Annotated in this window: 16 protein-coding genes; 9 read left to right on the top strand and 7 right to left on the bottom strand. The window is 67.6% G+C overall.

Going from position 1 to position 19,717, the window contains the following annotated elements; translation table 11 throughout:
• The first annotated feature begins 71 nt into the window (after positions 1-71).
• Positions 72-2,456 carry an EAL domain-containing protein gene (locus ING98_06690; protein ID MCA3101541.1) on the top strand — a complete coding sequence of 795 codons (2,385 nt, stop codon included), beginning with the start codon at positions 72-74 and terminating at the stop codon, positions 2,454-2,456.
• A 42-nt stretch (positions 2,457-2,498) separates the two neighbouring features.
• Here the strand turns inward: ING98_06690 and ING98_06685 are convergent, their stop codons facing one another.
• Genes ING98_06685 through ING98_06675 form a run of 3 tightly spaced genes read right to left on the bottom strand, consistent with a single transcriptional unit; the run spans position 2,499 to position 5,070 of the window.
• Entirely contained in the window at positions 2,499-3,167 is a 669-nt protein-coding gene (locus ING98_06685) for an SPOR domain-containing protein (protein MCA3101540.1), read from the bottom strand.
• Positions 3,164-3,952 (bottom strand): type III pantothenate kinase, encoded by a 789-nt coding sequence (locus ING98_06680; protein ID MCA3101539.1) that lies wholly within the window; start codon positions 3,950-3,952, stop codon positions 3,164-3,166. The genes ING98_06685 and ING98_06680 overlap by 4 nt, the downstream gene beginning before the upstream one ends.
• Entirely contained in the window at positions 3,949-5,070 is a 1,122-nt protein-coding gene (locus ING98_06675) for a biotin--[acetyl-CoA-carboxylase] ligase (protein MCA3101538.1), read from the bottom strand. Before ING98_06675 ends, ING98_06680 begins: the two co-directional genes overlap by 4 nt.
• 219 nt (positions 5,071-5,289) lie before the next feature.
• Between ING98_06675 and ING98_06670 the strand changes: the two genes are divergently transcribed.
• The 3 genes from ING98_06670 to ING98_06660 all read left to right on the top strand — a co-directional run bounded on the left by ING98_06670 (position 5,290) and on the right by ING98_06660 (position 7,670).
• Positions 5,290-6,303: a tripartite tricarboxylate transporter substrate binding protein gene (locus ING98_06670; GenBank protein ID MCA3101537.1), complete on the top strand. Its 1,014-nt coding sequence runs from the start codon at positions 5,290-5,292 to the stop codon at positions 6,301-6,303.
• Complete coding sequence (locus tag ING98_06665; protein MCA3101536.1) at positions 6,303-7,274, top strand: tripartite tricarboxylate transporter substrate binding protein; 972 nt, start codon at positions 6,303-6,305, stop codon at positions 7,272-7,274. The genes ING98_06670 and ING98_06665 overlap by 1 nt, the downstream gene beginning before the upstream one ends.
• Positions 7,275-7,346: 72 nt before the next feature.
• A complete protein-coding gene (locus ING98_06660; protein MCA3101535.1) occupies positions 7,347-7,670 on the top strand; it encodes an ATPase with chaperone activity in 324 nt (107 codons plus the stop codon).
• On the opposite strand, the gene ING98_06655 is transcribed toward ING98_06660, so the two are convergent.
• Entirely contained in the window at positions 7,667-9,409 is a 1,743-nt protein-coding gene (locus tag ING98_06655; protein MCA3101534.1) for an ATP-binding cassette domain-containing protein, read from the bottom strand. The genes ING98_06660 and ING98_06655 overlap by 4 nt on opposite strands.
• A gap of 255 nt (positions 9,410-9,664) precedes the next feature.
• Between ING98_06655 and ING98_06650 the strand changes: the two genes are divergently transcribed.
• Genes ING98_06650 through ING98_06640 form a run of 3 tightly spaced genes read left to right on the top strand, consistent with a single transcriptional unit; the run spans position 9,665 to position 12,392 of the window.
• A complete protein-coding gene (locus tag ING98_06650; protein MCA3101533.1) occupies positions 9,665-11,032 on the top strand; it encodes a DUF1446 domain-containing protein in 1,368 nt (455 codons plus the stop codon).
• Positions 11,032-11,397 carry a hypothetical protein gene (locus tag ING98_06645; GenBank protein MCA3101532.1) on the top strand — a complete coding sequence of 122 codons (366 nt, stop codon included), beginning with the start codon at positions 11,032-11,034 and terminating at the stop codon, positions 11,395-11,397. The genes ING98_06650 and ING98_06645 overlap by 1 nt, the downstream gene beginning before the upstream one ends.
• Positions 11,394-12,392, top strand: a complete 999-nt coding sequence (locus ING98_06640) for a tripartite tricarboxylate transporter substrate binding protein (GenBank protein ID MCA3101531.1) — start codon at positions 11,394-11,396, stop codon at positions 12,390-12,392. The genes ING98_06645 and ING98_06640 overlap by 4 nt, the downstream gene beginning before the upstream one ends.
• Before the next feature lie 93 nt (positions 12,393-12,485).
• Here ING98_06640 and ING98_06635 read toward each other — a convergent pair whose 3' ends face one another.
• Entirely contained in the window at positions 12,486-13,445 is a 960-nt protein-coding gene (locus ING98_06635; GenBank protein MCA3101530.1) for a tripartite tricarboxylate transporter substrate binding protein, read from the bottom strand.
• Between the two features lie 83 nt (positions 13,446-13,528).
• Positions 13,529-14,026 (bottom strand): TIGR00645 family protein, encoded by a 498-nt coding sequence (locus tag ING98_06630; GenBank protein ID MCA3101529.1) that lies wholly within the window; start codon positions 14,024-14,026, stop codon positions 13,529-13,531.
• A gap of 219 nt (positions 14,027-14,245) precedes the next feature.
• Here ING98_06630 and ylqF point away from each other — a divergent pair, with 219 nt between their 5' ends.
• Both ylqF and ING98_06620 read left to right on the top strand, forming a co-directional pair.
• The gene (gene ylqF / locus ING98_06625; protein MCA3101528.1) at positions 14,246-15,175 is read left to right on the top strand and encodes a ribosome biogenesis GTPase YlqF; all 930 of its coding nucleotides are present in this window, start codon (positions 14,246-14,248) and stop codon (positions 15,173-15,175) included.
• A 181-nt stretch (positions 15,176-15,356) separates the two neighbouring features.
• Positions 15,357-15,905: a hypothetical protein gene (locus ING98_06620; GenBank protein ID MCA3101527.1), complete on the top strand. Its 549-nt coding sequence runs from the start codon at positions 15,357-15,359 to the stop codon at positions 15,903-15,905.
• Between the two features lie 60 nt (positions 15,906-15,965).
• Here the strand turns inward: ING98_06620 and metH are convergent, their stop codons facing one another.
• Positions 15,966-19,697, bottom strand: a complete 3,732-nt coding sequence (metH, locus tag ING98_06615) for a methionine synthase (protein ID MCA3101526.1) — start codon at positions 19,695-19,697, stop codon at positions 15,966-15,968.
• Positions 19,698-19,717: the final 20 nt, after the last annotated feature.

The following is a 19,717-nucleotide window of genomic DNA, read 5'->3' as shown; positions in this document are numbered from 1 at the left end:
AGCCCCACACTGTACGCCGATACGGTGCTTCCAGCACACCGTTCGATCCCGTACCATCACGGGATTCGCGTATGCGACCATCCGGCGAGCTTTACGACATGAGCAGCAGCGAGTCCAGCATCGACGCGATCGCCGCCGGCGTGCCGCAGCGGCGCGAACTGATCGCCAGCCGAGTGCTGCTCGGCATGATCGCGGGTGGCGCCAGCCTGCCCGATGTGCTCGCCGCGCTGTGCAAGAACATCGAGGCGCAGGCTCCGGGCGCCTGCTGCTCGGTGATGCTGATCCAGGACGAACGCATCCATCTCGTCGCCTCGCCGAGCCTGCCCGAGCCCTACGGGCAGGCGATCGATCGGCTGCCGATCGGTCCGCAGGCAGGCTCGTGCGGGTACGCAGCCTTTTCCGGCCAGCAGGTCATCGTGGAGGACATCGCGACGCATTCGGCCTGGGCGACCTATGCCCCGATCGCGCTGAAGCATGGCCTGCAGGCCTGCTGGTCGACGCCGATCCTCGGCGCATCCGGCAAGGCCATGGCCACCTTCGCGGTGTACTACCGCGAGCGCCGACGCCCGGAACAGCGCGAAATCGACCTGGTGAAAGGCGCCACCGACCTTGCGAGCATCGTGATCGAGCGCGATCGGTCAGCCGAGGCGCTGCGCGACAGCGAAGCGAGCTACCGTGCACTGGTCGAGACAGCGCCACTGGGCATCTTCGTGCTCACTCGCGACCGGTTCGTCTACGCAAACGCGGCACTGGCCCGCATGCTCGGCGCGCCCAGCACGGATGAACTGATCGGCCGCAGCATCGTCGGGCATGTGCAGCGCAACTCGCGGCCCGGGCTTGCGGAGCGCCTCGGCCATACCAGCAAGCGCGGCACTACCACCCGCGTCGAGGTGAAGCTGCTGCGGATGAACGGCGCCGAGTTCGAAGCCGAACTGATCGCCACGCCCATGAGCTTCGGCGGCGCGCACTCGATCCAGTGCATGGTGTCCGATATCTCCGAGCGCAAGCATGCCGAAAGGCGCATCAACTACCTTGCCCACTACGACGACCGCACCGGGCTGCCGAACCGCAACCTGTTCGTCGACCGCCTGTCTCAGGCCCTCGGGCATGCGCAGCGCAGCGGCAAGGCCGTCGCGCTGCTCTACCTCGACCTCGACCGTTTCAAGACACTCAACGACACGCTCGGCCATGCTGCCGGTGATGCATTGCTGCGCGCAGCCGGCACCCGCCTGACGGAATGCGTGCGTGCCCACGATACGGTCGCCCGGCTCGGTGGCGACGAGTTCGCCCTTATCCTCGCCGACCTCGCGCAGGCCGAACACGCGGAGATGGTGCTCGCCAAGATCTTCCAGGCCTTCGAGCGACCGTTCACCGTCGATCGGCGCCAGCTGTTCGTATCGACCTCGATCGGCATCGCGGCCTACCCGCGCGACGGCGCGACCTCCGAACTGCTGCTGAAGCACGCGGACATCGCAATGTACCGAGCGAAGGCTGCTGGCAGGAACACCTACCGTTTTTATCTGCCAGCGATGGGGCTGGGCCTGTCCGAAAGCCTTGCGCTCGAGACCGACCTGCCGGGGATCCTCGAGCGCGGCGAACTCGAACTGCATTACCAGCCGCAGATAGAGTCGTCGACCGGACGGATCATTGCGGTCGAGGCGCTGCTGCGCTGGCAGCATCCGCAACGCGGTGAACTGCATCCGGACGCCTTCATCCCGTTGCTGGAAGAGACCGGGCTGATCCGCAACGTCAGTGCATGGGCAATACGCCGGGCCTGCCGTGAGGCGCGCGAATGGATCGACAGCGAGGGCCGTCCGCTGCGCCTGGCGATCAATCTGTCGGCAAGCCAGTTCAAGGACCCGCGGCTGGCGGAACTGGTCGGGCAGATCCTCGCCGATGCGGACTTCGATGCGAAGCGGCTCGAGTTCGAGATCACCGAGCACACCCTGATGGAAGACACCAAGGGCACGCTCGATACGCTGCGCGCGCTGGCCCGGCTCGGCGCATCGATCTCGGTCGATGATTTCGGTACCGGCTATTCTTCGTTGTCCTACCTGAAACGGTTTTCGGTACAACGCCTGAAGATCGATCGTTCCTTCGTCGCCGAGATCACCGAGAAACACGACACAGCGGCGATCGTCGAGGCGATCCTCTCGCTGGCGCGCAGCCTTTACATCGAGGTTGTCGCCGAGGGCGTCGAATCTGCCGGCCAGCGCGATTTCCTGGCGTCGCGCGGCTGCGCGCTGATGCAGGGGTACCTGTTCTGTGCCGCGCTGTCACCGACACAGATGGAAGCGATGCTGAAGGGCGACGGGACAGCGTGGCAAAAGGAGCCACCGATACAGGACGATGCAGCCCCGTCAGCAATACCACCCGAAAGACGGGTACCGGCGGCGGCGCCCCTGACGTCTGTCGGCGCGGTCACCACGTTGCGACCGAGGTCAGCCCACTCCTGACCGGCCGCCGCTCACGGCATCGGCGCTCGGAACAGTCGGCGATCAGCGTGCCGGCACGGCCCCCGCTGGACACTCGATCGTGCCCAGAGAACTGTCAGGGAAGTTCGCCTGCTTCAGTTGCAGCACGCGCGCCATCACCGCCTCGCCAGGCCCGCGCACGAGCCACTGCACGCCAGGCGCTGCCTGCCGCTCGATCACCCTGGCCGTGCGCACGCCGAGTTGCTGCAGCTTCAAGAGGTGTTCGCGCGCCTTTGCCTCGTCGGCGAACACGCCCAGTTCCACCGCGTTCTGCCAGTCGTCGCCCGTCTCGACCAGCGAATAACCGGTGACACCCAGCGCCTTCAGTTCGGCTACCTTGCGCTGTGCATCGGCCCGGCTCTTCTGGGGCGGCAATCCGACCCACCACGTCCCGGCCCCGATGACCTCCCACGGCGTGATCGCCTCGGCCGGTACCAGGCCTGCAAGCAGTTCACGCGCGCGCGCGGCATCGGCCTGCGCGAAAGGCCCCCAGGCCAGGCAGGCCGACGGCATTGCCGCCGCAACCACAGGTCGGGGTCTGTCCTGGCCGCCACCAACCACGCGCACCTGCTGCGCGTTCATCTGCAGGTCGAGCAGTTGGGCATCCGGGCTGCGCGCCGGACCGCCGAAACCGACCAGCGCGCCGAACAGCACGTTGGCTGCCAGCAGCAATGCAGCGATCCAGCGGATCATCGCGCCTCCTCGTGCATATCCACGTGCCCGCGCGCGGCCAGGCGCGCCTCGAGGGCGAGCACCAGTACCCCTTCGAGCACCAGCCACGGCAGGTGCAGCGGCGCGAGCGCAGCCAGCAAGGGCTGCAGCAGCGGCGCGCAACCACCGGTCAGCATCAGCTGCGGGGCTGACTCGCCGGCCGCGAGCATCGCGTCGCGCGTTCTCGACACCGCGCCCGCCATCGCCTGCAGCGCGCCGGTGACAATCGCATCGTCGGTGGACCGGGGCAATGGATCGAAGCTGCCGGCAGCCACCGGCAGGCGCGCGGTACCACGGGCGAGCGATGCACGCATCAGGTCGTAGCCAGGAACGATCAGGCCACCGAGGAAGCGGCCATCGGCAGCGAGCGCGTCGACAGTCATTGCGGTCCCGGCATCGACCACCAGTGCCGCCCCGCAGTTGCGCGCCCGGGCACCGGCCAGGGCCGCCCATCGATCTGCGCCAAGGCTGGCGGGGTTGCCGTACAGGTTGCTTACCCCCGCCGCCAGCGCGAGCGGCCGGATACGCCGCAACGGCACCGCGAGGCGCCCCGCGAGCCGCTCGAGTGCAGCGTCGGCCGCCGAACCGGCGACGCTGCAGGCGGCGATCTCGTCCGGCCGACCCCACGCCGCCCAGCAGTCAGGCAGCGCATCGACACCGGCGGAATCGACCGCGCCGTCGGCCAGCATGCGGCCGGCGACCGGTAGCCCGCCGGGGTGCACCGCCCACTTGATGCGCGTGTTGCCGAGATCGAGCGCGACGATCATTCGATCTCCGCCTGCTGCGGCCGGCGCCCGGCACCTACATCGGCCCTGGCGCGCGCGCGCGCCAGGCCGGGCTCGAACAGTTCGCCGCTGAACACGCGCCGGGTTTCGCCGCCGACTTCGATGCGCAGCGCGCCCTGCACGTCGACCCCGAGCATCGTGCCGCGCACGATGCCGCCGTCGGGCAGCGCAACCTTCACCGTGCGATGCAGGCTCGCACTGTGTGCCTGCCACTCGCGCCGGAACGGCGCGAAGCCCTCGCGGCCGAACCGTTCGAGCGCCGACGCCAGCCCGGAGAGCAGCGCGCCGAGGATGGCACTGCGGTCGAGGTTGTCGAACCCGCTGCGTGCGAGGTCGGTCACCGGCTGGTCGATCGCGTCGATCGTCGCCTGCGGCAGCCGCACGTTGAGTCCGATGCCGATCACCGCTGCGCACGGGCCGAGGATATCGCCGCGGATCTCGGTCAGCACGCCGGCGAGCTTGCGCCGATGTACCAGCACGTCGTTCGGCCACTTGAGGCGCACCTCGCGCAGGCCGAGCACGCGCAGCGCATCGGCGATGGCAAGGCCGACGACCAGGCTCAGCCCTGCGAGCTGCGATCCCTTGTCGAAGCGCCAGAGCAGCGAAAAGGTGAGCCCCGCACCGGGCGCGCTGGACCAGCGTCGATCGAAACGGCCGCGCCCGGCAGTCTGCCATTCGGCGAGCAGCACGCTGCCGTGCGGCGCGCCGGTCTCGGCCTGCAGGGCAAGCGCGGTATTGGTCGACTCGCAATGGTCGAGCACGGTCAGGGCGAGCCCGCGGGCCTGCTGCCCGAGCATCGACTGCACACGCGCAGCGTCGATGAAATCCATCGGCTCGACCAGCCGGTAGCCGCGACCCAGACCATGCTCGACGCTGACGCCGGACCGCTCTATGTCACGTACCGCCGTCCAGATCGTCGAACGCGACACCGACATTTCACGCGCCAGCAGCGCGCCGGAGGTAAAGGCGGCCACCTGAAGGCGCCGCAGCACGCGGAACGACAGGGGGCGCATCGCCTGGCGCGCTGCCAGCCGGGAATCATTGGCGAGCACCCGCCTCGAGGGACGGTCGTCGCGCTGTCGTTGCGGGCCGCGGTTCAATGGGTAATCGCTCTTTTCTGCTCGATGCTAGCACACGCGGTGGCGACGGCCGGCGGGATACAGCAGCGCGAGAAGGCCGAGCGGCGCGCGCTGTCGCGGCATCGTGCGCGAAGGTGGACGCCGTGTTCTGAGTTAAGCTGACGGCAGCGTCGGGTCATGCCGATCGATGCCACAGAACATCAGGCTCCGGCGCATGTGGCAACACAGGAGGAGACATCGATGCAAGGATCTGCCGTGATCCCGAAGGTCGTGCCCTGCCCGGCGCCGCTGCTCGTACTGCCTGCGCTGGTAGGGATGCTTGTCGCGACCGCGCCTTCGCCGGCATCCGCACAGCCCGCCTTCCCGACCCGGGCGCTGCGCATGATCGTGCCGTTTACCCCGGGCGGATTCACCGACCTGATGGCGCGCACCGTCGGCGAGCACCTGTCGCGGTCGCTCGGTCAGCCCGTGCTGATAGACAACCGTCCCGGCGCGAACGGCATCATCGGCGCGGAGGCCCTGTCCAAGGCCGCGCCCGACGGTTACACCACCGGCATGGTGATCGCCGGCCATGCAGCCAGCCAGTCGCTGTATGCGAAGCTGCCCTACCATGCAGTGAAAAGCTTCGAGCCAGTGTCGCTGGTGGGCGTGGCACCGCTGTTGCTGGTCGCCGGCAACGGGCTGGCCGCCAGGGACCTGAAGGAGATGCTCGTGCTGGCCCGGGCGAAGCCGGGCACCGTCTCGTTCGGTTCCAGCGGCGTCGGTGCCGCTGCGCACCTGACGATGGAACTGCTCGCGCAGCAGCAGGGACTGAAGATGACCCATGTGCCCTACAAGGGCACGACGCCGGCGCTGGCCGACCTGATGGGCGGCCACATTCAGCTGATGTTCGACACGATGTCGGCGATGCTGCCCCAGGTGCGGGCCGGCAAGATCCGCGCGCTGGGCCTGTCGAGCGCCACCCGCTGGCCGACCGCCCCAGAGATCCCGACGATCGCCGAGGCCGGCGTGCCGGGCTTCGTATCCGGATCCTGGGCCGGCGTGCTGGCACCCGGCGGTACGCCCGGGCCGCTGGTGGAACGGCTGTCGGGCGAGGTCGCGAAGATCGTGCGGCTGCCCGACGTGCGCGCCCGGCTTGCCGAACTCGGCGTAGAGCCATCGGGAAACACGCCCGCTGAGTTCCGCGTCTTCATGGAAGCGGAGGTCGCCCGCTGGGCGGCTGTGATCGACCAGGCAAAGATAAGGCTCGACTGATGAAGCGCAGCGCTCTTCTCCTTCCCGCGCTCGGTGCACTGCTGGGCGCGCTGATGCCCGCGACCGCCGGCGCACAGGCCTGGCCCAACCGCCCGGTGCGGATCGTGGTGCCGTTCGCCCCTGGCGGCGTAACCGACATCGTGGCGCGCCTGCTGGCAGTCAAGTACGGCGAATCGATGGGACAGCCGTTTTCCGTCGACAACCGCGCGGGGGCCGGCGGCAACATCGGCGCCGAACTGGTTGCCCGCGCGCCAGCCGACGGCAGCACACTACTGTTCTCTTCCGCGGCGCTGGCAGTGAACCCCAGCCTCTATGCGAAGCTCGGCTACAACCCGCTGAAGGACATCGTGCCGGTCACCGGCGTCGTGTCCTCGCCGCAGCTGCTGGTGGTGCATCCGTCGGTGCCGGCGCGCAACGTGAAGGAACTCGTCGCGCTGCTCAAGAAACGCAAGGGAGGGCTCAACTTCGGATCCAACGGCATGGGTACCACCAGCCATCTCGCCGGCGTGCTGTTCGCCTCGCTGACCGGCGCCGAGGTCACGCATGTGCCGTACAAGGGTGCCGGCGCGGTCGTTGGCGCAGTCGTCGGCGGAGAAGTCGACATGAGCTTCTTCGCCACCGTGGTCGCGCTGCCGCACCTGAAGACCGGACGGCTGCGCGCCCTGGCGGTGACCACGGTGAAGCCGACCGCCCTGCTGCCGCAGCTGCCGACGCTCGACAGCATCCTGCCCGGCTTCGACACCGACAACTGGTTCGGGATGTTCGTCGCCGCCGGCATGCCACAGGCGATCATCGACCGGCTGAATGCCGAGACGCTGAAGGCGATGCAGACGCCCGAGATGCGTGCGGCCTTCGAGCGCGACGGCCTGGAACCGCTTGCCCTCGGACCCGCAGAGTTCCAGCGGTTCTTCCTGCGCGAACTGGAGAAGTACGCGAAGCTGGTCAAGCTGTCGGGGGCAAAGGCGGATTGATGCCGCGCGTGGCGGGGGAAGAGGGTCCGGTATGCTTCTCGGACTGCATCCACCGTCCTGCCCGAAGGCAACATGTCAGACGAGAACCAGATTGCAATCCCCCGCCCGTTCATCGAACTGTTCATCCCGAAGGGATCGATCAAGCCGAGCGAACCACGCGCGGTGATCGCCGAGCGTCATGAACTGTGCGAAGACATGGCGCAGATGCTCACCGAGCATGCCACCCAGCGCAAGCTGGATCTAGGAGTACCCGAGGACATGGTGCTCGAGCGCATCCATCGCGGCCTGCTGGTGGAAGGATCGGTCGTGCGCCCGGAAGAAGCAGGATGGATCGTGTGCCGGCTGGCGGAACTGCTGGAGTGGCCGATGCCGGAGTGGGCGGTGATCCCGCGCTAGTCGTTCCCGAACTGCAACGCCGCCAGCCGCGCATAGAGCGGGCTGTTCGCCATCAGCTCCGCATGTGTCCCGATCGCCTGGATACGTCCCTGGTCGATCACGACCGTACGATCGGCACTCTGCACCGTCGACAACCGGTGTGCGATGACCAGCACCGTACGGTCCTGCGCAGCGCGGTCGATCGCAGCCTTGACGAAGGCTTCGCTCTCGGAATCGAGCGCGCTTGTCGCTTCGTCCAGCAGCAGGATCGGCGGGTCCTTCAGCAACGCGCGCGCGATCGCGATGCGCTGGCGCTGTCCACCGGACAGTCGTACGCCGCGCTCGCCGAGCTGGGTGTCGTAGCCGTCCGGCAGCCGGGCGACGAACTCCTCGACCGCCGCCATCCGTGCCGCCGATCGCACTTCGTTCTCGGTCGCGTCAGGCACGCCGTAGCGGATGTTGTCGCGCACCGAGGCTGCGAACACGACGCTGTCCTGCGCCACCACGCCCAGCAGCGTGCGCAGCCGCTGCAGATCGATCGCGCGGATGTCGACGCCATCGATCAGGATGCGTCCGCTGGTGACGTCGTAGAAGCGCATCAGCAGCTGGAACAGGGTGGTCTTGCCGGCGCCGGAAGGGCCGACGATCGCCAGCGTCTCGCCCGGCGCGATGTCGAGCGTCACGTCGGCGATGGCATCGACATCCGGCCTCGACGGATAGTGGAAGCCGACCTGCTCGAAGCGTACCGATCCGCGGTTGAGCGGCGCCGCCGACGGCAGCGCCGGCGCGGTGATCTCGGATTTCGCGTTCATCAGTTCGAGCAGCCGTTCGACCGCGCCCGATGCACGGTTCAGTTCGCCCCAGACTTCGGCCAGCGCACTCACCGAGCCGGCGGCGACCACGGCGTACAGCACGAAGGCCGCGAGCTGGCCGGCGGTCATGCTGCCGGCCAGCACGTCCTGCGCGCCCAGCCACAGCACGACGACGATCGAGCCGAACACCATCACGATCACGGCGAGCAGCAGCGATGCGGTCGCCTTCGCCCGCTGCAACGCGGCCGAGAACGACTGTTCGATCGCAGCGCCGAAACGGTGCGACTCGCGCGCCTCCTGGGCGAACGCCTGCACCGTGGTCACCGCACCGAGCGTCTCGCCGGCGAGTGCCGACGCCTCGGCCAGTTTCTCCTGGCTCATGCGCGACAGCTTGCGCACGCGCCGACCGAACACGACCAGCGGCAGCACCACGGCAACCATCAGCACCAGGATGTAGCCCGCCAGGCGCGGGCTGGTGATCACCAGCATGCCCAGTCCACCGAGCAGCAGCAGGCCGTTGCGCAGGCCCATCGAGACGCTCGTGCCGACCGCGGTCTGCACCGCGGTGGTGTCGGCGGTCAGGCGCGACAGGATCTCGCCGCTGCGCATGGTCTCGAAGAAGCGCGGTGACAGCCGCATCACGTTCGAATACACCGCGTTGCGCAGATCGGCGCTGACCCGCTCGCCGAGCCAGCTCATCAGGTAGAAGCGGGTACCGGTCGCAGTGGCGAGCACCACCGCGACCACGAACAGCACCACGAAGTAGCCGGTGATTCCGCCGGTATTGCCGGGCGAGAAGCCATGGTCGATCAGGCGCTGGAAGGCGGTCGGGATGGCGAGCATCGAGCCGGCAGCCACCAGCAGCGCGACCAGCGCGATCATCACGCGCCTGCGATAGGGCCGCACGAAAGGCCAGAGTTGGATCAGCGGTGCGAGACGAGCGTTCATGTGTCTTTCATCGGGAAGAATCGGGCCGGCAACCATCCGGCGGGAGGGCAGGCCTCCGGCCGGCAACGAGCGTGGGCCGGAGCCCGTTGCACAACAGGCACCAGACGGTGGCCAGGCCGATCACACCCTCTCCGAGGACAACGACATGCATGGCCCGATTGTCACACAGCGATGGCCCGGCGCTGCCCCTCCGGCGCTCGATTGACTGCCGACCGGGTGCCGCCGACAATCCCGCCATGCGATCGATGCCCGCCCATGCCGCGCCATAAGACGATCCGCATCGGCTGCGGCGCAGGTTTCCAGGGCGACAGGATCGACCCTGCGGTGATCCTCGCCGCGCAGGGCCGGCTCGACTGGCTGGTACTCGAGTGCCTGGCCGAGCGCACCGTCGCCGCCGCCCAGCTGCGGCGACTGGCCGATGATGAACAGGGCCATGACCCACTGCTGCGCGCGCGCATGACCGCGCTCCTGCCACTGCTCAAGCGCCGCCGCTGCCGGCTGATCAGCAACATGGGCGCGGCCAACCCGATCAGCGCCGGCCGCAAGGTCGTGGAGATCGCGGAGGAACTAGGGCTGTCGCTGAAGGTCGCGGTGGTCACCGGCGACGACGTGCTCGACCGGCTCGACCCGGATACACCGACACTCGAGACCGGGCAGCCGGTGCGCGAGTTCGGCATGCCGATATCGGCCAACGCCTACCTGGGCATCGATGCGATCCTGCCGGCGATCGCCACCGGTGCCGACGTGATCATCACCGGCCGGGTTGCCGATCCGTCGCTGTTCCTGGCGCCGATGATCCATGCCTTCGGCTGGCCGGTCGACGATCCGACGCTGCTCGCACGCGGAACGGTGATCGGGCACCTGCTCGAGTGCGCGGGGCAGCTCACCGGCGGCTATTTCGCCGACCCGGGCCTGAAGGACGTTCGCGACCTCGCCCACCTCGGCTTTCCCTACTGCGACGTCGGCGCGGACGGCAACGGCACGCTGGGCAAGGTAGCCGGCACCGGCGGCATGATCACGCTGCGCACCGTCAAGGAACAATTGCTGTACGAAGTGACCGACCCGACCGCCTACATCACGCCCGATGTGATCGTCGACTTCAGCAGCGTCGACCTGATCGACCTGGGCGAGGACCGCATCCGGGTCGAGAACGCAGACGGCCTGTCGCGCACCGGCACGCTGAAAGTGAGCGTCGGCTACCGCGCGGGCTTCATCGGCGAGGGCGAGATTTCGTACGCCGGACCGAATGCGCGTGCCCGCGCGGAAGTCGCTGGCGCCGTGCTCCGCGAGCGGCTGCACCACGACCTGCCGGACCTGCGCATCGACCTGATCGGCATCGATTCGATCCACCGGACAGACTTCGGGCACGGGCCCGATCCGTACGAGGTACGCCTTCGCGCGGCGGCCAGCGGTGCCGCGCGCGAGCTGGCGGAACGGGTCGGCCTGGAGGTCGAAGCCCTCTACACCAACGGCCCCGCCGGGGGTGGCGGCGCACGCAGGTTCATCACCGAGCGCATCGGTATCGTCTCGACGCTGATGCCGCGCGAGGCCGTGCGCAGCAGCGTGGTGCGGCTGTCGACCGACCGGGCGCCCGGCCCTGTCGTACCGGACGCGGCGCGATGATGCGCGTCCGGCCTGCGCCAGTGCCCACGCCGCCGGGGCCGGGCACGCGCCTTCTGCATGAACTCGCGCACTGCCGCGCCGGCGACAAGGGCGACACGTCCATACTGTCGCTGTTCGCCTACCGTGCGGACGACTTTCCGCTGCTCGTCGAGCGCGTGACTGCGGAAGCGGTCGCCGCGCATCTGGAACACATCGTGCATGGCGAGGTACGCCGCCATGTACTGCCGAAACTGTGCGCGCTGCAGTTCACCTGCGAGCATGCACTGGGCAGTGGCGTGACCACCTCGCTTGCCCTCGACACACACGGCAAGGCGCTGTCCTTCGCGCTGCTGGCGATGCCGATCGAACCGCTGGAGACCCGATGAAACCGAATGCCCCTGCCGCCAGCCTGTACACCGCGGCAACCCTCGCAATGACCTGCGTCCTCCTGCAACCCGCCGCGCAGGCGCAGCAGGCCTGGCCAGCCAAGCCGGTGCGCATGCTGGTCCCGTTCTCCGCGGGCGGCGTCACCGACCTTCTCGCGCGCTCGGTCGCACAACGCATGGGCGAGTCGCTCGGGCAGACGGTGGTGGTGGACAACCGGCCGGGCGCAAACACGATCATCGCCTACGAGATCCTCGGCCGCGCGGGCGCCGACGGCTATACGCTGATGCTCGAAGGCTTCAACGGGCTGGTGCTCAACCCGCTGCTCTATCCGAAGCTGCCGTACAGCCCCGAAAAAGACGTCTCGCCGGTCGGCCTGATCGGATTCTCGCCGGTGATGATCGTCGTCAACCCGCAGGTGCCGGCGAAGTCGGTGCGCGAACTCGTCGACTATGCGCGCGCCAACCCGGGCAAGCTCAACTTCGGCTCCTCGGGCATCGGCGGCGTGGTGCACATCTCCACCGAGTGGTTCATGTCGCTCACTGGCACGCGCATGACCCATGTGCCGTACAAGGGCGGTGCATCGGCCCTGCCCGACCTGATGGGCGGGCAGTTGCAGGTACTGTTCAATCCGCCGATCACCGCGATCCCGCTGGTCAAGGGCGGCAAGCTGCGCGCGCTCGCGGTGTCCTCGGCGCGCCGCCTGTCGGCGATGCCCGACGTGCCGACGGTCGCCGAACTCGGCTTCCCCGGCTACGATGCCGCCACCTGGTTCAGCGTGCTCGCGCGCCGCGGCAGCCCGCAGCCGATCCTCGACCGCCTGACCGCCGAGCTGAAGAAGATCGTCGACACGCCGGCGCTGCGCGAGCAGTTCGCTGCGCAGGCGATCGAGTTCCAGTGGGGCGACCCGTCCGACGTCGCCGCGCTGGTGAAGAAGGACCTCGCACGCTGGGGCGACGTGATCCGCAAGGGCGGCATCAAGGTCGAGCCACTGTAGCGCGGCTGCCCGGGCAAGGGCGTCCGGGCTACGGATGTGCGTTCAGGACCGGGAGCCGCAAGGGCCGCCGCCAGTGGCGGCCCGACAGCCACATCAGAGCTTGGCGCCGCTTTCCTTCACCAGCTTCGCCCACTTGATCATGTCGGCGAGCATGTACTTGCGGAACGTCTCGGGATCGTTGCCGACCGGCTCGGACCCGTCGGCAAGGATGCGCTCGCGCACGTCCGGCATCGCCAGGAACTTGAGCAGCTCGGTGTTCAGTCGCGAAACCAGCGGCTTCGGCATCTTCGCCGGGCCGGCGATGCCGTACCAGCCGACCAGTTCGAAGCCAGGCAGCACCTCGGCCATCGCCGGCACCTCGGCCATCGCGGCAATGCGCTTCGGATTGGACACGGCGATGCCACGCAGCCGTCCCGCACGCACCAGCGTCTGCGCGGCCTGCATGCCAGCGAAGTTGTAGTGGTACTGGCCGCCGACGAGGTCGGCCAGGGCCGGGCCGGAGCCCTTGTAGGGGATGTGCTGCGCCTTGATCCCGGCCATCAGGTTGTACAGCTCGCCGGCGAGGTGGCCGCCGCTGCCGATACCGGCCGAGCCGAAGTTGATGCCGCCCTTCAGGCTGCGCGTCCAGTCGAGGAACTCCTTCGGCGTCTTCGCCGGGGTCGACGGGTTTACCACCAGGAACAGGCCGGCCGAGGTGAGCTGGCTGATCGGCGTGAAGTCGTTCACCGGGTGGTAAGGCAGCTTCGCATTGAGTGCCGCGTTGATCGTGTGCTGGTGGTATACGAGCAACAGCGTGTGGCCGTCCGGCGCCGCGCGGGCGGTGATCTCGCCGGCGTTCACGCCCGAGGCGCTGGCGCGGTTGTCGACGATCACCTGCTGGCCCATGGTCTCGGTGAGCTTGGCTGCCACCAGCCGCGACAGGATGTCGGTGGTGCCACCGGGTGCAGCTGGCGTGATCAGGCGGATCGTACGGTTAGGGAATTCGCCCTGGGCCGCTGCGGGCAGCGCAGTGGCGGCGAGCAGCAGGAGGGCTGCGCAGATGCGGGGTTGCATGGTTTACTCCTTGGATCATGGATCGTCGGGGCGCTGCGCGCCCGGTTGCCTGACACGCCGCCCTCTGGCCGGCCTGCGTTCGGCTACTTCAGTTTCGACATGATCTGCTCGAGGTAGCCGAGGATCAGCGCCGAGGCGACGAACGCCAGATGGACGATCGTCGCCCACATTATCTTCTCGTTGTCGTACTGCGGGGCATTCAGGAATATCTGCAGAAGGTGGATCGACGAGATTGCCACGATGGAAGAAGCGACCTTGATCTTCAGACTGCCCGCGTTGAGCTTGCCGAGGAATGAGACATCGTCGCCCCCGCGATCGAAGCGGCTCACGAAGTTCTCGTAGCTGGAGATCATCACCATCACGATCAGGCTGGCCACCAGTGCCGAGTCGATCATCGCCAGCATCGCGAGGATCATCTCGCTGTCGGTCAGCGTGAACATGCCACCCGCGACCTTCGCGAACTTGTAAAGGAAAGACACCGCGTACACCGCCAGCGCGGCCGCAAGGCCGAGCAGGAACACCACCAGAATCCACCGGCTGGCGAGGATGATGCGTTCGACCATCAGTTCCAGCGACTTCATTGTGTACTCGCCCCTTCTCTTTGACCGATACTGGACATATCCGCGTTCTGGAATGCCCCTTTGGTGACCTGGGGCAGGACGTCGGACGGGCGACGATGATACTCAAAGATCGGCGTCGCGCCGGTCACACGCCCGGCACCGCCGGGGCGCTACCATTCGTCACTGCACTGCATGGCTCCGGCTGCCACCGGGGCGTCAACACGGAAGGCACACCCAGCAATGTCGATCGGATGGTTCCCGGGCCACATGGCCAGCGCCCGCAAGAAGGCCGCGGAGACGCTGGCGAAGGTCGACATCGTTGTCGAGGTGATCGATGCGCGGCTGCCCGGCGCGAGCAGCAACCCGATGATCGACTCGCTGCGCCGGCACCGGCAGCGGCCCTGCCTGAAGGTGCTGAACAAGGCCGACCTCGCAGACCCGCAGGCGACCGCCGCCTGGATGCGTTCGCTGGAGCAGGGCGCGGCGAAAGGCGACAAGGTGCGTGCCGTCGCGCTCACCTGCCGCAAGCCGTCCGACGTCGCGCGCGTCCCGCGCCTCGCGCTCGAACTGGCACCGCATCGCGACAGCCCGCTGAAACCGCTGCGCGTGATGGTGATGGGCATTCCGAACGTTGGCAAGTCGACGCTGATCAATGCGCTGGCGAAGCGCAAGGTAGCCAACGTCGGCGACGAACCGGCCATCACCAAGAGCCAGCAACGGATCGATGTCACCGACCAGTTCGTGCTGTTCGACACGCCGGGCATGCTCTGGCCGCGCATCGAACACCCTTCGGACGGCCTGATGCTGGCGGCCAGCCATGCGATCGGCGTCAACGCCTACATCGACGAGGAGGTGGCGAACTTCCTCGGCGAAACGCTGGCCGTACGCTACCCGGCGCTGCTGTCGGCACGCTACCGCTTCGACCCGGCCGGGCTGGACGGTCCCGACCTGATCGATGCGATCGCAAAGCGGCGCGGCTTCGTGTTGAAGGGCGGCATCCCGGACCGCGAGAAGGCGGCGATCACCTTGCTCAACGACTACCGCAGCGGTGCGCTCGGCAGGATCAGCCTCGAGACGCCCGCGTCGCGCACGGCGATGCTGGGCGAAGCGGCACGGGCCCTGGCCACCCCACAGGCCGGGCCTGAGCAGGACCCGGATGGGACAGACTGAACGGCTCCGCGGCCGGGTAACGGCAACAACTGGAAACACCTGGACATCTCCGCGACATCATTGGCTTACAACGTGGTGGTGCAATGGACCTCGTACACCCTGCCTGACCCGCGATCGCAACGCGGCCCGCACGGAGTCGATCCAGGTGCCTCCCGGCGCCCAATCACACAGGAGAATCCAGATGAAGCACACCCTGAAATCACTGCTGGCCGCCGCTGGCCTCGCCACCGGACTCGGACTCGGACCCATCGCCGCCTCGGCGCTCGCCGCCGCACCCGTGGCCTCGCCCTTCCCGAGCGCGCCGGACGATCCGTCGATCACCGCCCCTTCGGCATCGCAGTACCGCGAGGACCCGCGTGGTCGACACCACCGGCAGCATCCCGACAAGCGCCACGATGGCATGAGCAAGGCCGACCGCGAGGCACGCCGCGCCGCGATGGACAAGCTCACCACGGAGGAAGAGCGCAGCGCATTTCGCGAGCAGATGCGCAGCGCGACGCCCGAACAGCGCCCGCAACTGATGGCAGCGCGCCGCGCGGAACTCGAGCAGCGGGCGAAGGATCGCGGTGTCGCGCTCCCGGTGATGCATCCGCATGGCGAGCGGCATGGACATGGGCTGTCACGCGAGGGAATGCGAGGTTCGTACCGTCATGGCATGCCGGCAAACCCGGCGACGCAGACGCCCGCGCCCGCCTCGCCGCCGCAATCGTCGACCCCTGCAGCAATGTAGCAACGCGCCGCAGCGGTGCTGGCCACGCCAGCGGCTGCCTGGGGTCGGGGTAGACCGACCCTAGGCGGCCCGCACCAGGTTCGGCTCGTACCCGAGGTTAGGCGCCAGCCAGCGCTCCGCTTCCTGAATCGACAGCCCCTTGCGTCTCGCGTAATCCTCGACCTGGTCGTGGTTGACCTTGCCGACGGCGAAGTACTGTGCATCCGGGTGCGACAGGTAGAACCCCGACACCGACGAAGCCGGCGCCATCGCGTGGCTTTCGGTCAGCGTGATGCCGACCCCGGCCGCCCCGAGCAGCTGGAACAGCGCGGGTTTCTCGGTGTGATCGGGGCAGGCGGGATAGCCGGGCGCGGGGCGGATGCCGCGGTACTGCTCTGCGACCAGCTGCGCGGTGTCGAGCGCCTCGTCCTTCGCATAGCCCCAGAAGTCCTTGCGTACCCGCTTGTGCAGCATCTCGGTGAATGCCTCGGCGAGGCGGTCTGCGATCGCCTTCAGCATGATCGAGCCGTAGTCGTCGTTGCGGCGCTCGAAGTCATCGAGGTGCTTCTCGATACCGATGCCGGTAGTCACCGCGAACGCGCCGATGTAATCGGCGACGCCGCTGGCCTTCGGTGCAATGAAATCGGACAGGCACTGGTTCGGCCGGCCATCGGGCTTCTGGTTCTGCTGGCGCAGGTTGTGCCAGGTCATGAGCACCCGGTCGCGCTTCTCGTCGGCATAGATCTCGATGTCGTCGCCGACCGCATTCGCAGGATAGAGCGCGAACACGGCATTGGCGGTGAGCCAGCGACCGTCGACCACCTTCTTCAGCATCGCCTGACCGTCGCGGAACACGTTGCGCGCGGCCTCGCCCACGACCTCGTCGTCGAGGATCGCAGGGTACGGCCCGGCGAGATCCCAGGTCTGGAAGAACGGGCCCCAGTCGATGTACTGGGCGATCTCGGCGAGGTCGGCGTTCCTGAGCTGACGGGTGCCGGTGAAGCCGGGCTTCGGCGGCACGCAGGCTGGCCAGTCGAACGGCTGCAGGTTGGCACGGGCCCGCGAAAGCGGGATGAGTTCCGGCCCGCGCTTGCTCGCGTGCTGCTCGCGCACCTTCTGCTGGTCATGCCGCAGTTCATCGAGGTACTTGCAGCGAACCGTCTCGTCCTCGGCCAGCAGGCTGGTGCACACCGCCACACTGCGAGAGGCGTCGGGCACCCACACGGTCGGGCCGCGCGTATAGCCGGGAGCGATCTTCACTGCGGTGTGCGTACGTGAAGTCGTCGCGCCGCCGATCAGCAGCGGCTGCGTGAAGCCCTGGCGTTCCATCTCGCGTGCGACATGCGACATCTCTTCCAGGGACGGCGTGATCAGGCCCGACAGGCCGATGATGTCGGCCTTCTCTTCGCGAGCCTTGTCGAGGATCTGCTGGGCGGGAATCATCACGCCCATGTTCACCACCTCGTAGTTGTTGCACTGGAGCACTACCGATACGATGTTCTTGCCGATGTCGTGTACGTCGCCCTTCACGGTAGCGATCACGATCTTGCCCTTCGCCTTGGTGTCGCCCGAGAGTGCCTTCTCGGCCTCGATGAAGGGCACCAGGTGCGCGACCGCCTGCTTCATGACGCGAGCCGACTTCACCACCTGCGGCAGGAACATCTTGCCGGCACCGAACAGGTCGCCGACGACGTTCATGCCGTTCATCAGCGGCCCCTCGATGACCTCGATCGGCCGGCCGCCACGATCCGCGATGCGCGCACGCGCCTCTTCGGTGTCTTCCACGATCCACTGGGTGATGCCGTGGACCATCGCGTGCGCGAGGCGCGCGTCGACATCCTGGGCGCGCCACTCGAGGCTCTGTTCCTGCCTGGCACCGCCCGACTTCAGCGTGCCGGCGAATTCGATCATCCGCTCGGTGGAATCGGGCCGGCGATTCAGCACGACGTCCTCGACACGCTCGCGCAGTTCAGGCGCGAGTTCGTCGTACACGCCGATCATGCCGGCGTTGACGATGCCCATCGTCATGCCGTTTCGGATCGCGTGGTAGAGGAAAACGGTATGGATCGCCTCGCGCGCCGGGTCGTTTCCGCGGAAGCTGAAGCTCACGTTCGACACGCCGCCGCTCACCTTCGCGTAGGGCAGGTTGTCACGGATCCACTTCGTCGCCTCGATGAAGTCGACGCCGTAGTTGTTGTGCTCTTCGATGCCGGTGGCGATCGCGAAGATGTTCGGGTCGAACACGATGTCTTCCGGCGGGAACCCGACGCGGTCGACCAGCAACCGGTAGGCGCGATCGCAGATCTCGATCTTGCGCTGGCAGGTATCGGCCTGGCCCTGCTCGTCGAAGGCCATGACGATCACTGCTGCGCCATAGCGGCGGCACAGCGCCGCCTGTCGCAGGAACTCGGCTTCGCCCTCCTTCATGCTGATCGAGTTGACGATCGCCTTGCCCTGCACGCACTTCAGGCCGGCCTCGATCACCTCCCATTTGGAGGAATCGATCATCAGCGGCACGCGCGAGATGTCGGGCTCGGAGGCGACGAGATTCAGGAAGCGGACCATCGCCGCCTTCGAATCGAGCATCGCCTCGTCCATGTTGATGTCGATGATCTGCGCGCCGTTCTCGACCTGCTGCCGTGCGACCGCCAGTGCCTCGTCGTACTGCTCGTTCAGGATAAGCCGCGCGAACGCCTTCGAACCGGTGACGTTGGTGCGCTCGCCGACGTTGACGAACAGCGACGATCCGTCGATGTTGAACGCCTCGAGCCCCGACAGGCGCATCTTGCGGTCGGCTTCGGGGACGGCGCGCGGGCGGATGCCTTCGAGTTGCGCGGCGATCGCGCGGATGTGGTCGGGCGTGGTGCCGCAGCAGCCACCGGCGATGTTGACGAAGCCGCTCTCGGCGAACTCGCGCACCAGGGACGAGGTGATGTCGGGCGTCTCGTCGAAGCCGGTGTCGCTCATCGGGTTGGGCAGGCCGGCGTTCGGATAGATGCAGATGTTCGTGTCGCAGATCTTGGACAGCTCTTCGACGTACGGGCGCATCAGCGTCGCGCCGAGCGCACAGTTCAGGCCAATGGTGATCGGGCTTGCATGACGCACCGAGTTCCAGAACGCCTCCACCGTCTGGCCGGACAGGATGCGGCCGGACGCGTCGGTCACCGTACCGGAGATCATCACCGGCAGGCGCGAACCGTGCTCCTCGAAGAAGGTGTCGATCGCGAACAGCGCCGCCTTTGCATTCAGCGTGTCGAAGATGGTCTCGACCAGGAAGAAGTCGACCCCGCCCTCGACCAGCGCGCGCGCCTGCTGCAGGTAGGCGGCGACCAGTTCGTCGAAGGTGACGTTGCGCGCGCCGGGGTCGTTCACGTCGGGGGAGATCGACGCGGTCTTCGGCGTCGGGCCGAACGCACCGGCGGCGAAACGCGGGCGCTCCGGCGTCGAGTACTTCGCGCAGGCGGCCTTGGCCAGGCGCGCTGCCTCGACATTCATCTCGTGGACGAGATGCTCCATGTGGTAGTCGGCCTGGGCAACCGTGGTGGCACCGAAGGTATTGGTCTCGATCAGGTCGGCGCCGGCGGCCAGGTACTGTTCGTGGATCTCCTGGATCACCTGCGGCTGGGTCAGTACCAGCAGTTCGTTGTTGCCCTTCACGTCGTGCGCGAAGTCGGCGAACCGGGATCCGCGGTATTCCGCCTCGCCCAGCTTGTAGCGCTGGATCATCGTGCCCATGGCGCCATCGAGGATCAGGATGCGCGCGGCGAGCTGCTGGCGAAGGGTGGCGAAGATCTCGGATTCGGGAAGGGACATGGCGCGATGGGATCCTGTGC

It is taken from the genome of Rhodocyclaceae bacterium, from assembly GCA_020248265.1.
GTDB lineage: Bacteria > Pseudomonadota > Gammaproteobacteria > Burkholderiales > CAIKXV01 > CAIKXV01.
Note: the sequence above shows the minus strand (reverse complement) of the source record. Positions and strands in the feature narration are given on the sequence as shown.